The organism is Sphingobacterium athyrii (assembly GCF_003071065.1).
In the GTDB taxonomy this organism is placed as follows: Bacteria; Bacteroidota; Bacteroidia; order Sphingobacteriales; family Sphingobacteriaceae; genus Sphingobacterium; species Sphingobacterium athyrii.
Genome location: NZ_QCXX01000009.1, coordinates 339,673 through 361,161, shown reverse-complemented (window position 1 = coordinate 361,161; position 21,489 = coordinate 339,673). Strand labels below are relative to the sequence as shown.

Here is a 21,489-nt window from a genome sequence, read left to right as displayed (position 1 = left end):
ATGAGTTGATTGATTTGGACACTTTCCAATCATTACCTTCACGTACCAAAGTTACCAGATCAGTCTTGGTAAAGTCTTCAAATCTTAGTGTTACTTTAGCAACCATAAAGTCGGCAGACTCTTCGATAATGTCAGTAGCTACCGTACAGTTGAGCTTCTCCCCTTTTTGTTTTTTCAAGGATTTGACAACCGCACTACGGCTATGAGACTGTACATTGGAAGCTTGGATCTTTTGGTTGAAATCTTCCGCGAATAATTGCTCAACCCCTGCTGATTCTCCCTCCGTAGTTACAGCAACATAGTGCTCTAAGGCAAAGTCTGCTGTAGAAAGGTTAACGGTTACTTTTTCAGTTTTTGATGCTGGTTTGTTAGCGGCCATAGCAAAAGTGGATACTGCGATTAGGGCTGCTGCTGTGAAGGTTTTTACTAATGAGTTCATAATGTCTTTATTTTATTGTGTTAGTTTTTTTCTGTACTTATTTGTTGATTCAAAACTACAACACAATAGGCCCCTAGCCTACGTGCTTTAGACTAACGAACAGGAAAACTCGGTGAATGGCAGGAATAGTAAGGTGAAGTTAAAGTCCTATTGACATAGAAATTCGGATTTCAACAAATAGATGCACGGAAGTTCAAAAATCATTAATTCAAAATAATGCTTCAATTAAGCTATATTTAAACATAAAATTACCGGAATAAGAATTCCAGGGAAAACACAGCAATACTTAAATTGCTTGAGTGAAATTTTGGATCAGGATAATTTTATTGACAATAGTTGATTTTGCAATAATTTGGTTGTGAATAAACAAATGAATCCTAACCCAAGCATTATTTGGGGTTTAATTTATTCAAACTCCTCTTCGTTTTCTGTAGTTCTTATTTCGTTCATTACTAAGGTCTGTAGTTCTTCTTTTGATAATAACAATTGATATTCAGCAACACCAATAGGTTTATTGATATCCTGCAATGCTATTTCTACATCCAAGTGGTTTTTATCTGCACAAAGAATAATGCCGATAGACTGATTTTCACTTTCACCTTTTTCCAATTTATCTAGTAACGATAGGTACAAATTCATCTTGCCGACATATTCTGCTTTAAAACTACCAATCTTTAATTCAATAGCAACTTCAAAGAGCGTAGACCTCTGTGGAAGAAAAGCATATCAACAAAGTACTCTTTGTTGTTATACTCCAAGCGGTATTGATTGCCTATAAAAGAAAACCCTTTGCCCAGCTCTAATACAAAATACCTAATCTTAGCGATCAAGCGCTTTTCTAATTCCAACTCTTTTACTGGCTCAGTAATTCCCAAAAAACCTAAATTGTACGAACTTTTGAATACTTCATTTGCATATTCGGCACTTATCTCAGGCAGAGCGGTATCGAAATTATGCGTTTTCAATTGATTCGTGACTCGACTATAGCTGTCCATCTTAATCGCATTGAGCAATAAATCGTGAGACCACCTTTTACTACTGCTTCATTAGCGTAAAACATAACCTCCTCTATAGTTTTTATTTTATCTAATAAGAGTAGATTATGTCCCCATGGCAAAACTGCTACGCTCTGTAGCAGTTTTGTATTTTGTTGATAAAAACGTTTCATATTCCATAAGTTGCGTGGCGACAGCCCCATATCGGGAAACTCACTTTTCAGATCAACAGACAATTGTTTGACCACACCACTACCGTAGCCTTCCTCCAATTTTTTCTCCGAAAGCAGTTTTCCTAAATTCCAATACATGGAATTCGCAGCGCTATTGATCTGCTTAGCACCAATGTCCGGTTGGTACGGATTTCTGCAACAGCTTGTTGCAATATTTCGTTATAGTCTAAATCTTTCATTTTGACATTGCTGCCCATATCATGTTTTGAATATGCTTATTCATATACTGCTAATCCTGAGTGTTCTTTTAAACGACGTTCCTTCCAGCTTAACGCCCAAATTTAAAGATCATCTCAATCATGATCTCTTCAACAAAAGAATATAAAGATAGTAAGTATTTTTCCATCAGCAATCAGGTTTAAAAGAACCAAATCGGAGTTTATTGCCTCTCAGATGAAAAATTGTATTTAATTATGCTCCTGATTATTACCAGGTGTTAGAAACAATATTTTTGAATAAAACAGATTCAACACCATGCTTTTTATTCTTTTGGTAACTTAGCGATAAAATAATACTTTAAGACAGTTTTAGTATATTTAGCATACCATTACATGCGAAATTAGTTTTTGATAAAATGAGTGCAAATGTTCCAATAGTTCGACAAGTATCTTGGCCAGCTATCATAATCATTATCTTAGTATGGTTACTTTTTATTACTATCGCTGTGTTTTTCTTTCAGAAACATGGCTTTTTTATAGGCGTAGTGCTTTTTGTACTTATAACTATATTATTGCAACAGACAATCCCTTCAAGCCACAATAAGGGGATGAAAGCGATCAAACAAAAGGATTTCAAAACAGCTCTAGGTTACTTTAAGCAGAGTGCTGATTATTTTACGAAATATACTTGGCTGGACAGGTACCGTTCGCTAACACTATTGAGTGCTTCAAAAATGTGCTATCGGGAAATGGCTCTCTGTAATATTGCATTCTGTTATGTACAGACAATGGAAGCAGAAAAAGCAAAAACGCTTTATGAACAGATCCTGAAAGAATATCCCGATAATGGGATTGCTTACTACAGTCTCAACTCAATCAATACATTTTCAGATAAGGCTAATTAGAAAATATACAGGGGTCGCACTGAATATCGTACACTGGCAGCTATTCTACAAACGATAGGATAATAAGAAAGGCTATCCTCCGATAACCTTTTTTGATGTTAGAAAGATGTCAAATACATTGTGATGTACCTATGCATATTAGTCCCATTCAAATATGCCCTTTTTGGATTTTCTGGGTTCTACCGCAAAAAATCAGATCTACATCCCATGAAGACTTGTTGGATTTGAAACGAGAGATAAAGAGACAATGCATACAGTCATTGCATTGTCTCTTTTTATTTCTATTATCTAGTTGTGTATCCACCATTAGCAAAAATAGTCTGCCCGGTAATCCACCATCCATCAGTCACTAAAAATTCCACTAAGGGAGCAATATCTTTAATATCTGTTAGTCCCCCCAGTGCTGAAGCTGATTTGTGATAAGCCACTGCATCAGCTGTCTCTTGACCATAGAAAAACGGTGTATCCATCGGCCCCGGCGCAACCGCGGTCACCGAAATGCCTCGCGGCCCAAACTCTTTAGAAGCCGCTCTGGTAAAATGCTCAACGGGCGCCTTCGCACCTGCATACGTGGAGTACAAACCTGTATATGCAGCAAGCAGGGATGTTACAATTGTATTGATCTTTCCATTCTCGTTGATTCTCTTCCCTGCCTCCTGTATGAAAAAGTAGGCCACTTTTGAATTAATGTCACTCATACTATCGTATTCTTCCTCTGTCGTTTCTGCAAATGGTTTTTTCAAAACCTTTCCAACTGTATTAATAGCAATATCAACTCCTCCAAACCGTTCGATTGCAGCATCAAATAGTTTTACGATATTCTTGACATCAGTCAGATCGGCCTGGAATAAAAATGCTTCACCACCAGCGTTAGTGACATCTGCCAAAGTTTTTTCGGCATCTATTTTCGTGCTTTCGCTATTATAATGAACAACAATTTTTGCTCCTTTTGATGCAAAATCCCGGCTTAATAAGCCCCCTAAGTTTTTTGCGCCTCCCGCAATTAAAACCACTTTTCCTGTTAAATCGTTTCTTGCCATTTTCTCTTATATTTTAATGTTTTAAAACTGTTAGTACAAAGATGTTCATCCCATTTGGAGATTTTATGGTGAACTTTTCGGAATTTTAATCACCTCTAATTTTCGTTCTCGTTCCTTCGTATTTCCTGTCAAATCATCGTGCATAATCTTAATATCGCATCGCTTGTACACTACATTTTTTAATATATAGTCTTAAATAACAAAATATTAAATGATTAATTTATCGAGAGGGTACTTCTTGGGGGGTGAGTTTTTTCAATCCTTAAAAAAAACTTTTCAAGTTTGTTGTAGATTTGTGATACTTTCCAGAATTTTCACATCCGTCTTCTTACTATTTTGATATGAAAGCTAAACTGATCTATTCAACACTATTACTAAAAATTATGAAAAAGAATTCTGTTAATCGCTATTCCAAAGAGCATAAGGCCCTCATCGTTCTCTCTATCGTAAGAGGGGAACTGTTACTCGAAGAAGCTATGGAAAAATATAGTATTCACGATAGACGAACAATTATAACTTGGTTAAGAAAGCACGTAAGAAATAGTGCAAAGGACTTGAACTATCAATATTTAGTTAAACGATAAGTAGGGTACTTTAACAGCAACAAGTTAATATCATGGTGAGTCTTTATACTTCTTTATTTTTTAGATTTTTGCGGTATTGCCCCGGGGTTTTCCCGACAAACTTTTTAAAGAACTTGGAAAAATTAGAAGGATCGTAAGTCAGTATACGTGCAATCTCTGCTATAGGGATAGCAGATGATAAAAGTAGCTCCTTTGCCCGATCTATAATTTTTAGATCATAAAAATAACAAGGATGATTTCCTGTTTCTTTTTGTATCGTATCGGTTAAATGGGTGTGCGAAAGAAATAGTGCGCTCGCGATCTCATTAATTTCCATAAACGCTATGACTCTACCCGACGCAACGTCATCAATATGTTGGTTCAAAAACTCAAAATATCTTTGGGTAATTTCTGTACCTCTTTTGAGGATTTCATGTTGGTTTTCTTGCATCTGATTTTCGAAAAAAGTATTAAACATAAAAAATGGAACACCTACATCCACCCTATTGATGACAACAATTTACAAAAAATGTAATCCATTATTGAAATTTTAATAAGATATGATGACCAAAGTATTGTTAGTAAGCTTTAAAATGAAATATTTCGACGATGGTCTTTTCGATATCTTTACGTATTGACCCATGCTTGAATCATTACTTTCCAAACGAAATATAGCTTTTGATATTTGACACGTCTTAGGAATAAATATCATTATTTTCTCCTCATAGGTATTATATAATATTGAGAATATTAATCTATTAATTATGTTACACAGTATTTTAGGGATCCATTTTAAATTTCTATCATTATTTTTCTGTATCATCAATTTACATTTCTGTGATCGAGATCAGGCCAACAAATCAAAAGTTGACTCTCTCTTGCAGCAAGCAGACCAATCACTCGAAAATAATTACCTCCTATCTTTACAGTATGCAAAAAAGGCCAGTATCATCGCCGAAAAAACCGCTGATTCTAGGCGTAAAGCGGAAACTTATTATTATATAGCTTATTGCCTCAATATGCTGGAAGAATACGAAAAATCATATCCATATATCGAAAAGGGGCTCAACGAAAACGCGTCAAAGAGGTACAAGCCGCTAAAGGCACGTTTGCTGGCCCTGAAAGGATTTCATTATTCTCGACTTCATCTTTATAAACAACAAGCTAAACAGCATCAGAAAGTAATTGATCTTACACTGTCGAGAAAAGATCCTGAATCGGCAATGACTGCAGCACTTAGCCTCGCTGCCCTCGGAATTTCTTACACCATAATCAACGATTATCCGCCCGCCCATTATTATAGTGGATTAGCCATACAACATGCAGAAACAGTCCCGGACTCTATTTATAATCGCTTAAAAAAAATCTATAAAGTAAAAGCAAATCTATTTTATTATAAGGCGATGATCTACATCGAACAGTTTAAGCCTAATGAAGCTTTTCCTTTTATCCAGCTCGCTTACGAGCAGGCTCTAATAGATAATAGGCAACATACGCTTTTTCTTGAATTGTATGCCGATTATTATATGCAGACCGGAAACACGGAAAAAGCCCTTGAATATTATTTACTTGCCCTAGCTGACAAACAAAAAAGAACTTCTAACCGATCTACATCTGCGGACTTGTATTTAAAGATATCGAAAAGCTATAGCAAATTGCAACAGCACGATAATGAGGAAAAGTACCTCAAGCTATCTGCCTCTGAACGATTAATTGACGAAAATAACAATAGAAAACGAGTACAAGCAGTATTAGACAATATCGAAAAACAGGAATTAATAATAAAAAATCGAGACGAGCTATTAAACATCTTGCTGGCCATAGCTTTTTTTGCCACACTACTGCTATTGTTATGGAAATATAGGAAATACAAATTAAAAAAGAAGAAACTACTCTCTGCAAAGGAAATCGAAATAGCCCAAAATAAACAGCTCATCGAAACACTTGAATTGAAAGTAAATGAATCATTTTCAGACCTTATAGCGTTAGCTAAGAAAAATTCACCAACATTTTGGGCGCGTTTCCAAGAGGTTCACCCTAAATTTTTAAAAAGAATGCTGTGCATTGACGCAAATTTCAAATCATCTGAGTTAATCCTATGCGCTTATATTTATCTTGGTTTCTCAACAAAAGAGATTGCTGACTATACGTTCAAAGCAACAAAAACAATTGAAAACAACCGTTATAATCTACGAAAAAAGCTAAGACTCTCTCCGGAAGAGGATTTTATCCTCTGGCTGAGAAACCATGTGGACGACAATCCTCCTACGGAAGGTTAAGAAATCCTCCTAAAAAATCAACTCCAAATCTATTCAGAATTATTTGTCATCATAAAATATTAAAACATTTTCGATAACAAAGAATAAACAGTAGGTTCCTCAAGCACGATCCAACACCTTTAATTAAAATTAACATTCTTAAAAACAACAACTTAACAATACAAGAGTAGTTGTTGGGGGGAGAGATTTTTCATTTCTATTTCATAAAATATTCATGTTTGTATCGGATTTCCAAGGACTTGCCCTGCTCACGGAAAAGCTCGGCCATGTATTAAAATCCAACGACTAATCATTAACAATGATTTAAAACTTAAATAATTCAAAATGAAAACAGAAAAGAAAACTTATGAAGCACCTACTATCAGCGTGCTTACAATCGAACTGGAGCAAGGGATTGCTGCTGGTTCAACAGGAACAGGAACGCCTACCCCTGGTGTAGGAGACTGGGGTGATGGTTCGGATGGCAGTGGTAATGGAGATTTATAAAATAAGCTATTACAGAACTAAAAATCAAGATTTCTTATGAAAGTATTATATAAAAACCAATTGAACTGGACCGCCATTTCTATAGCATTGTTGCTAGTAGGGAGTAGCACTTTTTCGAGCTGCTCGAAAGACAGGGAACAAATTGAAGAAACAGCCAAAATCGAGGGGACAAAATTAATGTTGAACGTGTCGGGAATTGATGAAAGCCAAAAAATATCGACAAAAGGTTCGCATGCAAAAGTAGCAGAATCAAGCTCAGGGAATACTAAAGTGTTAGAATTTCCAGAATTTGATGCAGTCCTTCAGACAGATAATAACATACCATTTACGGCAGCACAATCTTTAACAAAAGCAGCTTCAAATAGCGGTAGCTCTACAAAAGCTGCCGCTATAGAAAATGGTGTAAAATACCGTCTATACTTATTTTCGCAAGATGGAACAGAGTTGATTTCATCTGAGCAATTTATCGCCGGAACACAAGGAACTATTGATGTGACACAAGGCAAAACCTATAAATGGGTCGCCCTTTCTTACAATACAACTGATGATGTCCCTAACGTGACTTCCGCTAATACCAAAATCAGTCTTCCGGGAGGAAAAGATATCTTATATACTTCGGGCGAGGTGTCGGTTCCTACTGGTGGCAGTAGCGTCAATGTGCCAATTAATATTATGTTCAGCCACAAATTTGCAAGACTTGGAATAGAATTGAATACACAAGGTATGTTTGCAAATATGACAGGAGCTAAAGTCGCTGTAGCTGGAATCAAAACAGCATCAATTGATATCACCAACGGCGCCTTAAGTGACCTTGTCGCCGCCGACCACGAAATTCCATTTGTCGAATTTAAAGACATCAATGCACTTTATCAAGATGCTAAAATAGCATATACTTATACAGCCGATCCAGTGGCAGTGACTGGCGGGATTAAAGTAAACGTCTCCAATCTAGCTTTAAAGATTGATGACAACTCGATCCGCCAATTTTCAGCTACTCCTGTCAATTTCGCATTCAACATCACTCCTGTACTAGGAAATAGCCACCATTTGCTGGTTAACTTAATCGAATCTCCGTTGACAGTAGAAGGGACGAGATGGGCTAGACAAAATATTTATTACCAAGCTGGTCATAACCCCTACCGATTCCACCACACTTATGCCCATAGCAATGCCAGAAATACCTATTTCTCATTCAAAGGCCTGGTTCCGGACCAATTCGGTAAAAACAGTGATCCTTGTAATGAGGTCTACCCTAAGGGTATTTGGCGTCAAGCTAGCGAAAGTGACTTTAGAAAGCTTACGGGATTCCTAGGTGTTGGAGGTCAGCAAACAACTTACGGATCAGTCAACAACCGTGGCTACTTTGAATATGACGCCAGTGGAACAGCTGCTCCTTATCCAAGCAACAAGCTTCATTTCAACTTTAATGGCGGTAGTGATTCGTTCGCTTTTGTGAATGGTGTCTTACAGATCAACCTGGCCAATTATGGTAACCGTGCGGAATTGTGGACAGGTACGTCAGGCATTAACATTGGAGGTCTGTTTGGATTTGGTGCTTGGTATTATCATGCTGAAAGAGGAGCTTTCAATATCCACAACGATGACTTGACAGCAAACTTGCTCAACGTTTCAGCAATCGGCATCGATTTTATAGAAACACAGTTGAAAAATGTACGCTGTGTCAGAAACTAATCTCTGCTTTCTTTTTTATGATTAATATAGTTATCTGACGGGAAGGCGTTCTTGACGGATAACGGTAAAAAGCGGCCTATTTATTAATAGGTTGCTTTTTATTAGCTATTAAAATTCTCAATTTAAAAATATTGAGTCTGATAAACGGTATTCCTAAACCAATTATACAAAGCAGAACGCAAAAAATAATCCCTGCTTCAAAGGCAGCGTATCACTGTAGCCATAGTCTACCATTCAACTAAAGAATTGCTTACCAATTTAACCAGCGTAGAGATTTAATATCTCAATAATGACGCATTTTCGAACCAACGGATATGGCAAAAAATTACCACTATAATGATATGGAAATTATCCATAATGTTAATTTATCAGATTCGAAAAAGAGAGCTACTCAACAACATGAAAATACAATCCTATTAGGAGCGCTTTATGGTGGATCGAAGGTCGCGTTTGAAAAATTATATACCCTGTTTTGGGACAGGCTTTATCTAGCAGCTTACAATATTCTTCGTGACAGGGAATTGTGTGAGGATATTGTTCAGGAGATATTTTCGCAGCTTTGGATCAGACGTTCGGCCTTGTCGATAAAGAATCTGGAATCTTATTTATTTACAGCAGTACGTTTTCAGGTCTTCAGGTGCATAAACGAAAAAAAATGTAGAAATAACTATGTAATGGAGTTAGTTAATTTGCCAGCAGCATTTTTTGATTCTCAGGATCATCACAAAGAGATCGAAGAAGCTTTAAAAATAGGCATCGAAAAATTGCCCGAAAAATGCGGTGTAATTTTTTACTTGAGCAGAAAGGAGCATCTCACCAATAAGGAAATAGCAGCCCGCCTCAATATTTCAATAAAAACCGTAGAAAACCAAATTACCATTGCCATAAAAAAAATGAGAAAATACCTCTCTCCATGGACCTTACCGCTTTTCTTATTAACAATCCTCAATATTTTCCGATAGATCACGTTGAGCTAAAAAAATTAAAAACATCAACTCTTAGGGGTTGGTGCTTTTTTTTTGCACATACAATTATAATACAGACATGAAAGATAGAAAGACCATACAGCGTATCATCAGCAAATACCTTAAAAAGAAAACAAACAAGCAAGAAGAAGATCAACTATTTTCATTCTACAAGCATATTGAATCTCAAACAGAAGAATGGGACGAAACTAAGCATGGAAATAAAAAAATACGCGAATATATTATCTGGAAAAAAATAGATAAAACGATTGCTGATAAACAAAAAATAGATAAGCCATTTCAATTTCTTTTTAGACCATCGATGATTGCTGCTGTTGCTATTTTTTTAGCTGTAGTCCTGATGATGGACTTTCAAAACCTACTGGAAATTCGGGAACCACAAGCTATACTCGTTCGCCCGGGTTCAGATAAGGCAATATTGCAGCTTGCAGATGGACGTACAATGTACCTGGACAGTGCGACATCGGAGAATCTATCTTTTGCTACCGGAGGCGCTATCCAGATGTTGGAAAAAGGAATCTTGAGTTACACACTTAGAAACGGAGCACCACATGACGAAGGAATAAATACGATTACAGTCCCAAAAGGTGGAAAGTTTAAGTTACTGCTCGCAGATGGTACTTCAGTAATGCTCAATGCTTCTTCATCACTGAGCTTTCCCACCAATTTCTCAGGTAAAGAGAGACGGGTCAAATTAATGGGGGAAGGATATTTTGAGGTTACTAAAAAGGTGACGAAAGCCGAGAAAGTCCCTTTCATCGTAGAGACAGATAAGCAGATAGTAACGGTATTAGGCACAACTTTCAATATTAATGCATATCAGGACGAAGAAACCGTCAAAACAACATTAATAGAAGGTAGCGTAAAGGTATCTCCGACTAATCGAAATACTTCGATAATATTAAACCCCGGGCAACAGAGTATCCTCAATAATAAAAATCTAACCTTCAAGCAGGTGGATGCTTCACAGTCTATTGCCTGGAAGCAAGGCGATTTTGCATTTGATGATATGCCCTTGGAAGAAATTATGCGACAGATTTCTCGCTGGTATGATGTTGAGGTTAGCTACGAAGAAAATATTGGTAAAATAAAATTCGGCGGGTCAATCTCACGCTCAAAAGATATACAGGAAGTATTGGACGTACTCAAACTGACCGGCATTCATTTTAACCTAAAAGGAAGGAGGATTATGATCAAACCGTAGATGAAAAACAAGCTATGGATTCTCCTAAATAGTGACCGAATACTACCTATACCTTTAGACAGTTAGAATCCTGACCAAATTAATTTTAATTGATTAATCCTAAAAATAAAATGATGTTTACTAATACCAAAGGAGATCTTTCCCCTTATTCCAATGTTGCTAACACATCAGGTTACTATAACCTAATAAATGGAACATCTGGATCTATTTTAAAAAAAGGCTTTATGAAAATATACCTAACCTGTATTATTCTAACCGCTGCCTTTCTGCAATCGTCTTTGGCTGCCAATGGTCAGCAAGTAACACTATATATGGAAAAGGCCCCGCTGCAGACTATATTCAACGCGATTAAACAGCAGACTGGTTACGACTTTGTCTACAAAAATGACGTATTGGAGAAAAGTAAACGAATAGATATCAACGTGACCGATATGCCGCTTCGTGAAGCGCTCGACAAATGTCTTGCCCTACAGCCTATAACATATACATTAAAAAACAATACCATCGTGATTCAAATGAGGGAAGTCGCATCATTTGAACCTAAGGTTCAGCAACTAATTGCTACGGGTACCGTACGTGATTCGGTAAAAACCTTATCAGGGGTAAATGTCATGTTAAAAGGCAGTAATGGAATTGGAACAACGACCGATGCAAACGGAAAATTCCAACTGAAAATACCTCACGAAGGTGTTCTTATCTTCCGTTATATCGGCTATAAACCACAAGAGGTAGCGGCCGATGGCAAAGACGCTCTTCAGGTTACGATGCTATCGGATCAGCAAAATCTTCAGGAAGTAGTTGTAGTCGGGTTTGGCCAACAGCGCAAAGAAAATTTAACGGGATCAGTTTCTACCGTTCGTGCTTCACAACTGACCGACCGTCCTGTTACAAGCGTTGGAAATGCATTACAGGGAACAATGGCAGGAGTCACAGTTACTGCTGCAAATTCTGGACAACCCGGACGTGATGCGGCCACCATACGTGTGCGTGGCATTGGAACACTCAACAATGCTGGTGCGATGGTTGTCATTGATGGAATGATCTCTACTATGAACAATGTCAACCCTGATGATATAGAAAGTATATCGGTATTGAAAGATGCAGCATCTGCTGCTATTTACGGATCTCGGGCAGCCAACGGGGTAATCTTAATCACGACGAAAAAAGGTAAGGAGGGAAAAACTATCCTGACCTATAATACCTATGTCGGCAAACAAAGTGCAACCGGGCTTTTTGATTATTTGCCGTCTTGGCAAGCCGCGGGACTCTATAATCAGGCTCTCCGCAATGAAGGAAAACAACCTCGATATACGGAAGAAGAAATTGAAAAATTCAAGAATGGATCTGATCCCTATAATTATCCCAATACGGACTGGTTGGATCTAGCCTATAGGGGCAACGGGATACAACAGAATCATTACTTGAGCGTAAATGGTGGAAACGACAAGTCCCGGTACATGCTCTCCCTTGGTTATTTCGATCAAAATGGTCTTATAAAAAAAACAAATGCGAAGCGCTATACTTCCCGTTTTAATCTAGAATCAAAAGTCAATGACCAACTGAAAGTTCACGGCAATCTCGCCTATACTTACTCGCCATTACTGGAACCGCAATCAAGCATGCCAGGGGTATCGGGATTCACTCAGGTGGTGCGACAAATTAACCGAATTGTTCCAATGATTCCTTATAAATATGAAAATGGTCACTATGGAAGTATAGCCGATGGAAATCCACTTGCCTGGCTTGAATCACCGTCTTTTAACCGCGAAAACTATTATGATTTTGCTGGAAATGTTGGTGCTGACTGGGAAATCCTAAAAGGCCTCCATTTTAAACCTACACTAGGATTTGTATCTTCTATAGCACAAAATAAGTTTTTTATTGCTGACATTCAGTATTACAATGCAGCCGGAGACAAAACCTTCTATCAAGGACCAAATAAACTTACTGATAAAAATACAACCTTCCGAAGGACAACACTCCAGGGCTTGTTAGATTATACAAAAAGCTTTGGAGATCATAATATAAAGGTATTGGGAGGCTATTTTCAAGAGCTTACACAATATACTGAAAATAGTGCTTACAGACAGCGCTTTCTTAACAATGAGCTGAGTGAAATCAATCTCGGATCGACCGCCGGACAAACTGCCTCTGGTTATGGATATGAAATGGCATTGTGTTCTTATTTTGGTCGATTAAATTACGATTTTGCAGGTAAGTACCTTTTTGAAGCTAATTTGAGATATGATGGAACATCTCGTTTTTCACCAAAACACCGCTGGGGTGCTTTTCCTTCATTCTCAGCTGGATGGAATCTGAACAAAGAAAATTTCTTTGAGCCAGTAAAGGAATCTATATCTGCTTTAAAAATCCGTGGATCATGGGGAAAACTCGGTAATCAGGAAGTCAAAGCGAATGGTGACTTTCCTAGTGCGCCATACTACCCATACATCACCGTGATCAGTTCTGATCAAAACTATACGTTTGGCGGAGCCTCCCCTATTATAGCAACGGGCGTAGCTCCGACTAGTGGTGCCAATGCCGATCTGCGCTGGGAGAGCACAACAACTTATGGTGCAGGTATCGATGCGTCATTCTTCAAAGGAAAACTGGATCTGACGGTCGACTGGTTTAATCGGAAAACAAATGACATTATACTGGATGTACCCGTCAGTGGCGTATATGGATTAAAACCCCCAACGAGAAACGCTGGTGCTGTACAAAACAAAGGCTGGGAATTTGTACTTGGATACAAAGACAATAAGGGAGATTTTGCCTACAATGGTTCGTTCAACATCTCTTTTATCGATAATAAGATCACAGATCTGTATGGTACTGGCCCCTACCTAACAAATACTACGATACAAGAGGTAGGCTATCCTATCAATTCGCTATATGGCTATATTGCAGACGGAATTTTCCAAACAAAAGAAGAGGTAGAAAAGCATGCTGTTCAAAGCAACCGGACCGGAGCCGGGGATTTAAAATACCGTGATATTGACGGCAACAAAGTAATTGATAGCGACGATAAACAATATTTAGGCAATTACTACCCCAAGACCACTTTCGGACTAACATTGGGCGGTACATATAAGAATATCGATCTTATGCTGTTCTTTCAAGGGGCCGCTCGTGTAAAAACGTATCTGGAAGGAAAGCTAGGCGAAGTTGGCGACGCCGCAGGTAAGCCTACATCTGCGTTATTGGATACTTGGACCCCCGAAAATCCCGGAGCGTCACTTCCTAGGATACTTTATTCCCAAAATCAGAATAATGCAATAGACAATCCTTCTTCATTCTGGGTCAAAGATGCTTCCTATATCCGCCTAAAAAATCTACAAGTAGGATATAACTTCACCAGCTTAATCAAAAAATTGGGAATCAGTCGTGCCCGTATCTATTATAGCGGTCAAAATATATTGACTTTCAGCGGACTTCAAGACTGGATCGACCCGGAGGCTTCTTATAGCAGTGGCATATATTATTATCCTCAGGTCAAAGTACATACGCTGGGCCTAAATGTCACTTTTTAACTCTTATTCGCATTAGACATGAAAAAAACTTTAATATTATCTCTTTTTCTCAGTATAACATTTACGGCTTGCCAGAAAGATTTTCTGGACAGAAATCCCAAGGATGCCTACAGCAATTCTTCGCTCTGGTCTTCGGAGAATGATGCACTAGTAGCCCTTAATGGTTGTTATAACTCCTGGAGCGACGGATACCATGTGCTTTACATGGATGCTTTATCGGACAATGTGTACAGCCAATATTATTGGGAAGGTTATACAAGCTTGGGAAATGGGTCCGGGAGTCCTTCAGACACTTGGATCACTGATAGATGGTCTCCGTCATATAGCACGATCCAGAAATCCAACTGGTTTCTAGAAAACGTGGATAAAACCCCTATGGACGAAGCATTGAAAACCAGAATGAAAGCGGAAGCACGTTTCCTACGTGCTTATCAGTATTTTACCTTGTCCCAACTTTACGGTGATGTCCCACTTGTCACTAAAACACTTAGCCAAGATGAAGCAAATGCGGTAAGTCGTACAGCTGTCTCTGAGATCCAGAAATATATCCTCGATGAATTGAAGGCGATCACGCCAGAACTTCCTGTGAAATATTCTGCTAACGATGTGGGCAGAATTACCCGAGGAGCGGCCTTGTCGCTCAAAGCACGTTTAGAGCTGTATAGCGGTAAATACGCAGATTGTATCATTACCAGCAAGCAAGTCATGGAAATGGGCTACTCCCTTTTCTCCTCCTATCAAGACCTTTTCCGAATACAGAATGAGAATAACAATGAGATTATCCTTGACATACAATATAAGGAAAATGACTATTCCAACGGAAACATTGGCATTATGCCATCCTCAACTTTTGGTGGATGGGGCTCGATTGATCCGACGCAATCTTTGGTAGACGCTTATGAAATGGCCAATGGAAAAACGATCGATGATCCAGGTGCCAATTATAACAAAAACGATCCTTATAAAGGTAGGGATCCTCGGCTTACAGCATCTATCGTCTATCCGGGACAGTTCTACGAAGGGAAATATTATAATCCAATTGAACGAAGTTCTGGAGACTACTATAACGGAAGTAATAATTCTAAAACGGGCTATTTATATAAAAAATACACGTCTAATCTATCTGACTATCCGGATTTATGGAATACGGGTTTAAATATGATTCTCATACGCTATGCGGAGATATTGCTGACATATGCTGAAGCAAAAATAGAAAGTGCAAGCATAGACAACAGTGTGTATGACGCTATTGATGCCTTAAGACAAAGGGCCGGAATGCCCAAAGTTGATAGATCTATTTATGCTAATCAAACAACTTTACGCGAATTGGTAAGAAGAGAACGCCGCGTTGAACTTGCATTGGAAGGTTTACGTTGGTTTGATATAAAACGTTGGAAAATAGGACCACAAGTGCGTGAAGGAAAAGTATACGGTACACGACTAGGTACCGTCGATCCAACGAACGGAGCTTTAGTGCTTACGGGTGAACATGTGGAGGCTGAATCTCGGACTTTTTCGAGTGAAAGAGATTATCTCTGGCCAATCCCCCGAAAAGAAACTGATGTAAATCGTAATCTAACACAAAATCCAGGTTATCCAAATTAGTAAATCGTAGCCATCAGCTTAAAATATTTAGTGCTGATGGCTAATTTTTTACCAAGAAAAATAGACTAATCTTACATTTTTCGCCACTAACAAATTGCCTTTCTGACAGCTTTTAGCAGAAACCAAAGTGGAACTATATTTTTTACATGAAAAAAACAAAGTACATCTTGCCTGCCTTAATATTATGGGGTATATGTTCTCCGCTGTTTGCAATGAAAAAACAGTCTGCAAGAACACGACTTGATATGAATACCAACTGGGCATTTTATCGAGGAGATATGGACCAGGCGATGGAGATAGATTATGATGACAGCAAATGGGAAGCGGTAAGTATTCCGCATGTTATGCGTTTGGAGCCGAAACACAACGGCGGCAGCGTATTTCAAGGTACGGGATGGTATCGCCGTTATTTTCGTCTTTCCGGCGGACTGCAAAATAAAAGAACCGTACTTCAATTTGAAGGCGTCCAAACTAATTGTACAATCTTTCTTAACGGAAAAAAAATTGCAGAACATGCTGGCGGATACCTAGGCTTTGTGGTTGATATAACGCCGTACATCCAATATGATAAAGATAACGTGCTCGCAATACGCGTCAGCAATAAGGATGATGGTTCAACGCCCCCCGGCAAGCCTATGCAGAAACTAGATTTTAATTATTATGGAGGGATCTATCGGGAAGTAAAAATGATCATTACCGATAAAACCTATATTTCGGATCCTATGGAAACGGATATCATTGCTGGAGGTGGAATTCTGGTAAGCTTTCCGGCGGTTACTAAAGAAAAGGCAACAGTTAACTGCCGAACGCATATCGTAAACAGCAATACCCATTTGATATCCAAATTGCGTTTGGAGACAATACTATTAGATAATACCGGAAAAATCGTTTCAGAGACCAATAGCAGAACAAATATCTCTCCCGGTGATTCTACTTTTGTCCAAAAGCTCGAGGTTTTTAATCCGCAGTTATGGTCTCCCGATCATCCATTCCGATACCAACTGGTTTCACGCATTTATGACAACGATATTTTAATTGATGAGGTAAATACATGGATAGGTATAAGGAGATTCAGCTTTCGTTCTCCTACCGGTAAAGCCGATGGATTTTATTTAAACGGCGATAAACTTTACCTCCGGGGTGCCAATAGGCACCAAGCATTTCCTTATGTAGGAGATGCGGCAAGCAATTCGATGCAATACCGCGATGTTATGCTACTGAAGAAAGGAGGATTCAATGCGGTAAGAGCCGCGCACTATCCACCATCGCCAGCATTTCTTGATGCTTGTGATTCTCTAGGTCTATTGGTGATCGAATGCCAACCGGGTTGGCAATATTTTAATGAAGATGATTTATTTATCGAACGTACATATCGTGATATTCGCAAAATGATCAGGAGAGACCGTAATCATCCTTCTATTTTTTTATGGGAAACATCGCTCAACGAGTCTCCTACTCCAGCATCCTGGATGATGAAGGCGGTAAAGATCGCACACGATGAGTTGCCCGGTGATCAACTTTTTACAGTCGATGATCTCAATAGTAGAAGCCAGCCTTTCTACGATGTATTTTATAAGGTAGTTGATCCTGATGGAACTGACCCATTCCCCAAAAACCCTTCATTGACAAGGGAATGGGGCGATGCATGGTTTGCAGACCCAAGTAAAGAAAATGGGCTCCGTGCTTCAAGACTTTATGGCGATAAAGGATTAATTAACCAATCAATATTACGACAGAATGCACTCAACGGGGAAAAAGAAGAATCTCTAGGAGGCTATTGGGATCATGCTGGTCTCGATGCAAATCCTCGTATAAGTGGATATTTCCTTTGGAGTTTCAACGATTATACCCGCGGTTATGATCCGGTCACTGCGTTCAGTGGAGTTGTCGATTTGGATCGATACCCGAAATTCGGCTATTATCAAATGAAAGCGATGCAGGATGCCAAAAATCCCACTTATGGTCCCGTTGTACATATCGCAAGTCACAATGCAAGGAAAGATCTGGATGCTAATATCATCGTATTCTCAAATTGTGACACCGTCAGACTCTTTCGAAATAACAAACTTGTGGGCGAAAAAAACAGAGAAAACAATTCGGTAACAGCGCCATTTATTTACAAAAAGGGAGGTAGCCCGTATTTTCGTTTTGAGCTAGCAGATTACGAATCAGGAGAACTGAAAGCGGAGGGAATATTAGACGGAAAAGTTGTTTGTACCCATCGTGTTTCAACTGCCACGTCAACCCACCATCTGCAAATAGAATTCGCTGATCAAGGTATCGTCCCTCATGCTGGAGGGTCGGACATGATTCCAATTTATATTAAAATTTGTGATGAACAAGGAAACTTAGTTAGTTCACCAGACCGAGCAGATGCAATACCAATTAAGCTTGTTGTCTCAGGAAAAGGTCGTTTGATAGGTGGAAATAACGTTCGGACGGGAGTTTCACCACAATTCACTGAAGGCGGCATTGCATATGCACTTATACGTACAACTCCCGAAGCAGGTCAAATTGTTATTGAAGCAAGTAGTCAGGGATTACAATCCGCAACAGGTATGATAGAAAGTATTCCCCAAAATAAGGATCAGGTTCCCGACGGGAAGCGGTATGCCTGGGTGAATGAGTATGACAATACGCTCACTGAAAATATAAATGCCGACACATTAACGCACAAAAGAGAAAGATTAAACTTTTCAACTGCCTCCATTAAAACTGACGGAATCCCAGTCGATTCACTAAAGGTAATAATTGATAGAGACCTTACTAGTTTTTGGCGAGCAGATAAGCTAAAACTCCCTATTACGATTTCAATAGATCTGGGAGAGAAATATGATTTAGATACTTATCGTATTTATTGGGGAAAGGATAGTGATTGGTATCTCTATTCGTTACAATCATCTACTGATGGATTTAATTGGTCACCAGTAAACAGCCATTTATCCTCGTCGGGGCAAGATTACAATTCCAAGAGCATAAAACAGCTAGGGGTTCGTTACATGCGCCTTGTAATCGAAGGAATTCAACCTGAAAACAGTATCGTGGCTGTGAGAGAAATTGAGTTTTCCGGAAAAAAATCTGATTTACAGTAATATAGTAGCATCAATGTTGATGGAAAGAATCAACATTGATGCTATAAAAACTTAACACTTTATCAATAAAGACCTAGCTCAGCAATTGCTGCAAACTGTTCTCCGTCCCAAGCATCAATGGCTTTTATTTTAAGAAACCTAAATGACATTGGTGCCATAAAATCCAAATACTGTGGTCCATTGAGATTTGGAACCTCGTAATTTCCAACTTGGTTAAAGCTAACCCCATCGTTACTATAGGAAACTTCTATATTTTTAACTGCACGCGACAATCCATTGCGATGTGTGTAGCTGAGTCCATGGGCTGTTTTGATTGCTCCTACATCTATGACTAATTCATGAGGAAAAGCAGTTTCGTTGGTCGACCAACGAGAATGCCAATAGCTCGAAGAACTGCCATCAATGAGATTTGATGCTGCTCCATCTTCTTCAGCTATTTCTTCAGAACTAAAAGAATGCACTTGCCAACCTTGTTTGCTTAGTTCCGAACGGGTACTAAAATTTATTATCGGTATATTATTTATGAATTTATAGTTATAAGTAAAGGTGGAAATTATACCATTCTCATGGATAAATCTTAGCCTTAAATCGTACAATGAGTCTCCTTTGTATTGTAAATCCGAAGTTTTCATTTCAACATAAAAGCTATCTATACCAATTGTTTTTGATTCCCATGTTATCGCGTTATAGTCGCCTCCTCCTTCGGGATCATTATAATATGCAATACTATTAATCTTATTTGATGAATGAAACTTGCCTGACACAACAATAGCTTCTTTTGCAGCATCATATTGGGCGTGAATGCGATCTATTTCCGCGTTCGCGGCTCCGTAATAAGTTTTACTATCTTTATTGAAAATTTGATTTGCATTCAAAATTGCTGCGTCTGCAGCAGTTAGCATTGTTCCCTCCTTACCCAAACTAAAATTGCCATACCCCATCAGGGCGGTACCGAGTGTTAATTTCTCCGAAACTTTCTCTGAATTGTGAGGAAGATTTAACCCGTGACCCAGTTCGTGAGCTAAACCACCAAACCAACCTGTAAATTGATTATTGGCCAAACCGATATTGGCGATATTAAAATCCTCATAGTCTAATGCATAACACCACTTCCCTGTCCCATAAAACGGCCCACCGGTGGCTGTACCATCTTGTCTAAATTCATATCTAGGAATTATAATAAGGGTATGATCGCTCGTCTTATCAGAGGGATGAGTTTCAAACCATGCATTAACCTCCTCCGCTACAGCCCCACTCCCGCCCTCATAGGGATAGGCGCTCTTGGGCTTGCTGCCCCTGATTGTTATAATCTTGACAAGACTGTCACTATTAACAAACATTCCAAAAGTTTTATTTGCATATCCATTTCGGGTCATCTCATCTTTATAAAATTGTCTGACCCACAACATGATATCACTGAGCCTTCGTTGATAGTCTGGTAACGTATCTAAATCATTGGGTACAAAATAAACAATATTTAAATTTCTTGTTCTATCACTACTAAAACCGTCAGGGGTATGTACTGTATTTGGATCTACCGGGTGCAAATCTTTTTTGCATGCAGTAAAAAAGAAAACTGTGATTAATATAAATGGAACTATTTTTTTCATCATTTTAAAATATAATTTGGTTTATTTTTATGGGTTAGACATTTAAAAATCCTACTTTTTTTTATTTATAGGGTCAATAGTTTAGAGGCAAATTTTATATCACTCAAAATCTTGGCTCCTCAGGGGTTGGTAGTATTGTTTTATTCAGCTTGAAAAACAATACTCTTATTTCTTGATCTGATCAAAATACCTCTGTCTTTTTGAGTCTGATTGTATTTATTTTTTTAGGGAACCGACATATTCCTCCTTTCATTAAGTTTAAGCTCTTTATAATTTTTCAGCTGTGATAACAGAATCTTTAAAATGTTTCTGATAAGCTTAATTAGTTTACAAACGATCATATAGTGTATGTGCAAAAAAGTGTTGCCTGCCCCTAATCGCTGCCAATTTTTATTATTTTTGAGCGTGTGAGCACCGATATCAGTCAACAAATTAGAACTTCTTATTTTACAGGCAGAACTGAAAATGGATTATAAAGCTTTAAACCTTTGGAATCTCATCAAAGTCATTCCGCATAGGTGGCAAGAAAAATTATTTGGAGATGAAGGTGAGGGTTTTGGACTATATAGTTGCACAGTTAAATCAAATCCCTGACAAAATTATTTAGGATAAGATAACGTGCTAAATAAAAAGTATTGAAACAAATAAAAGGTACTGTTTTAAATTCCA

General features: G+C 38.3%; 16 protein-coding genes. 9 read left to right on the top strand and 7 right to left on the bottom strand.

The features are described from left to right. From DCO56_RS26270 to DCO56_RS30140, 4 genes are all read right to left on the bottom strand, one after another. Window positions 1-439, bottom strand: a 439-nt coding sequence (locus DCO56_RS26270; protein WP_146191145.1) for a nuclear transport factor 2 family protein, incomplete at its 3' end; no start/stop codon positions are given. Between the two features lie 405 nt (window positions 440-844). Next, window positions 845-1,078: a PDDEXK nuclease domain-containing protein gene (locus DCO56_RS29950; RefSeq protein ID WP_281259442.1), complete on the bottom strand. Its 234-nt coding sequence runs from the start codon at window positions 1,076-1,078 to the stop codon at window positions 845-847. 35 nt (window positions 1,079-1,113) lie between these two features. Then, window positions 1,114-1,434: a PDDEXK nuclease domain-containing protein gene (locus tag DCO56_RS29945; protein ID WP_219929457.1), complete on the bottom strand. Its 321-nt coding sequence runs from the start codon at window positions 1,432-1,434 to the stop codon at window positions 1,114-1,116. Further along, a complete protein-coding gene (locus DCO56_RS30140; protein ID WP_425444083.1) occupies window positions 1,401-1,766 on the bottom strand; it encodes a DUF1016 N-terminal domain-containing protein in 366 nt (121 codons plus the stop codon). The genes DCO56_RS29945 and DCO56_RS30140 overlap by 34 nt, the downstream gene beginning before the upstream one ends. Window positions 1,767-2,397: 631 nt before the next feature. On the opposite strand from DCO56_RS30140, the gene DCO56_RS26260 reads away from it, so the two are divergent. Next, window positions 2,398-2,730, top strand: a complete 333-nt coding sequence (locus tag DCO56_RS26260; protein WP_181390683.1) for a tetratricopeptide repeat protein — start codon at window positions 2,398-2,400, stop codon at window positions 2,728-2,730. A 284-nt stretch (window positions 2,731-3,014) separates the two neighbouring features. On the opposite strand, the gene DCO56_RS26255 is transcribed toward DCO56_RS26260, so the two are convergent. Next, window positions 3,015-3,770: an SDR family oxidoreductase gene (locus tag DCO56_RS26255; RefSeq protein WP_108636642.1), complete on the bottom strand. Its 756-nt coding sequence runs from the start codon at window positions 3,768-3,770 to the stop codon at window positions 3,015-3,017. A gap of 627 nt (window positions 3,771-4,397) precedes the next feature. Then, entirely contained in the window at window positions 4,398-4,784 is a 387-nt protein-coding gene (locus DCO56_RS26245; RefSeq protein ID WP_108636674.1) for a helix-turn-helix domain-containing protein, read from the bottom strand. 313 nt (window positions 4,785-5,097) lie between these two features. Here DCO56_RS26245 and DCO56_RS26240 point away from each other — a divergent pair, with 313 nt between their 5' ends. From DCO56_RS26240 to DCO56_RS26210, 8 genes are all read left to right on the top strand, one after another. Then, entirely contained in the window at window positions 5,098-6,612 is a 1,515-nt protein-coding gene (locus tag DCO56_RS26240) for a tetratricopeptide repeat protein (RefSeq protein ID WP_108636640.1), read from the top strand. Between the two features lie 324 nt (window positions 6,613-6,936). Further along, on the top strand, window positions 6,937-7,098 hold the full coding sequence (locus tag DCO56_RS29400) for a hypothetical protein (protein ID WP_181390682.1): 162 nt from the start codon (window positions 6,937-6,939) through the stop codon (window positions 7,096-7,098). Window positions 7,099-7,134: 36 nt separating this feature from the next. After that, window positions 7,135-8,790: a hypothetical protein gene (locus tag DCO56_RS26235; protein WP_108636639.1), complete on the top strand. Its 1,656-nt coding sequence runs from the start codon at window positions 7,135-7,137 to the stop codon at window positions 8,788-8,790. Between the two features lie 314 nt (window positions 8,791-9,104). Continuing rightward, window positions 9,105-9,752, top strand: a complete 648-nt coding sequence (locus DCO56_RS26230) for an RNA polymerase sigma-70 factor (protein WP_108636638.1) — start codon at window positions 9,105-9,107, stop codon at window positions 9,750-9,752. A gap of 82 nt (window positions 9,753-9,834) precedes the next feature. Next, window positions 9,835-10,980, top strand: a complete 1,146-nt coding sequence (locus DCO56_RS26225) for a FecR family protein (RefSeq protein ID WP_108636637.1) — start codon at window positions 9,835-9,837, stop codon at window positions 10,978-10,980. Between the two features lie 224 nt (window positions 10,981-11,204). Then, window positions 11,205-14,513, top strand: coding sequence for a TonB-dependent receptor (locus DCO56_RS26220; protein ID WP_181390681.1), 3,309 nt, complete (start codon window positions 11,205-11,207; stop codon window positions 14,511-14,513). 18 nt (window positions 14,514-14,531) lie between these two features. Continuing rightward, the gene (locus DCO56_RS26215) at window positions 14,532-16,118 is read left to right on the top strand and encodes a RagB/SusD family nutrient uptake outer membrane protein (protein ID WP_108636635.1); all 1,587 of its coding nucleotides are present in this window, start codon (window positions 14,532-14,534) and stop codon (window positions 16,116-16,118) included. A gap of 146 nt (window positions 16,119-16,264) precedes the next feature. Next, complete coding sequence (locus tag DCO56_RS26210; RefSeq protein WP_108636634.1) at window positions 16,265-19,210, top strand: glycoside hydrolase family 2 TIM barrel-domain containing protein; 2,946 nt, start codon at window positions 16,265-16,267, stop codon at window positions 19,208-19,210. 62 nt (window positions 19,211-19,272) lie between these two features. Here the strand turns inward: DCO56_RS26210 and DCO56_RS26205 are convergent, their stop codons facing one another. Then, the gene (locus DCO56_RS26205; protein ID WP_108636633.1) at window positions 19,273-20,823 is read right to left on the bottom strand and encodes a discoidin domain-containing protein; all 1,551 of its coding nucleotides are present in this window, start codon (window positions 20,821-20,823) and stop codon (window positions 19,273-19,275) included. Window positions 20,824-21,489: the final 666 nt, after the last annotated feature.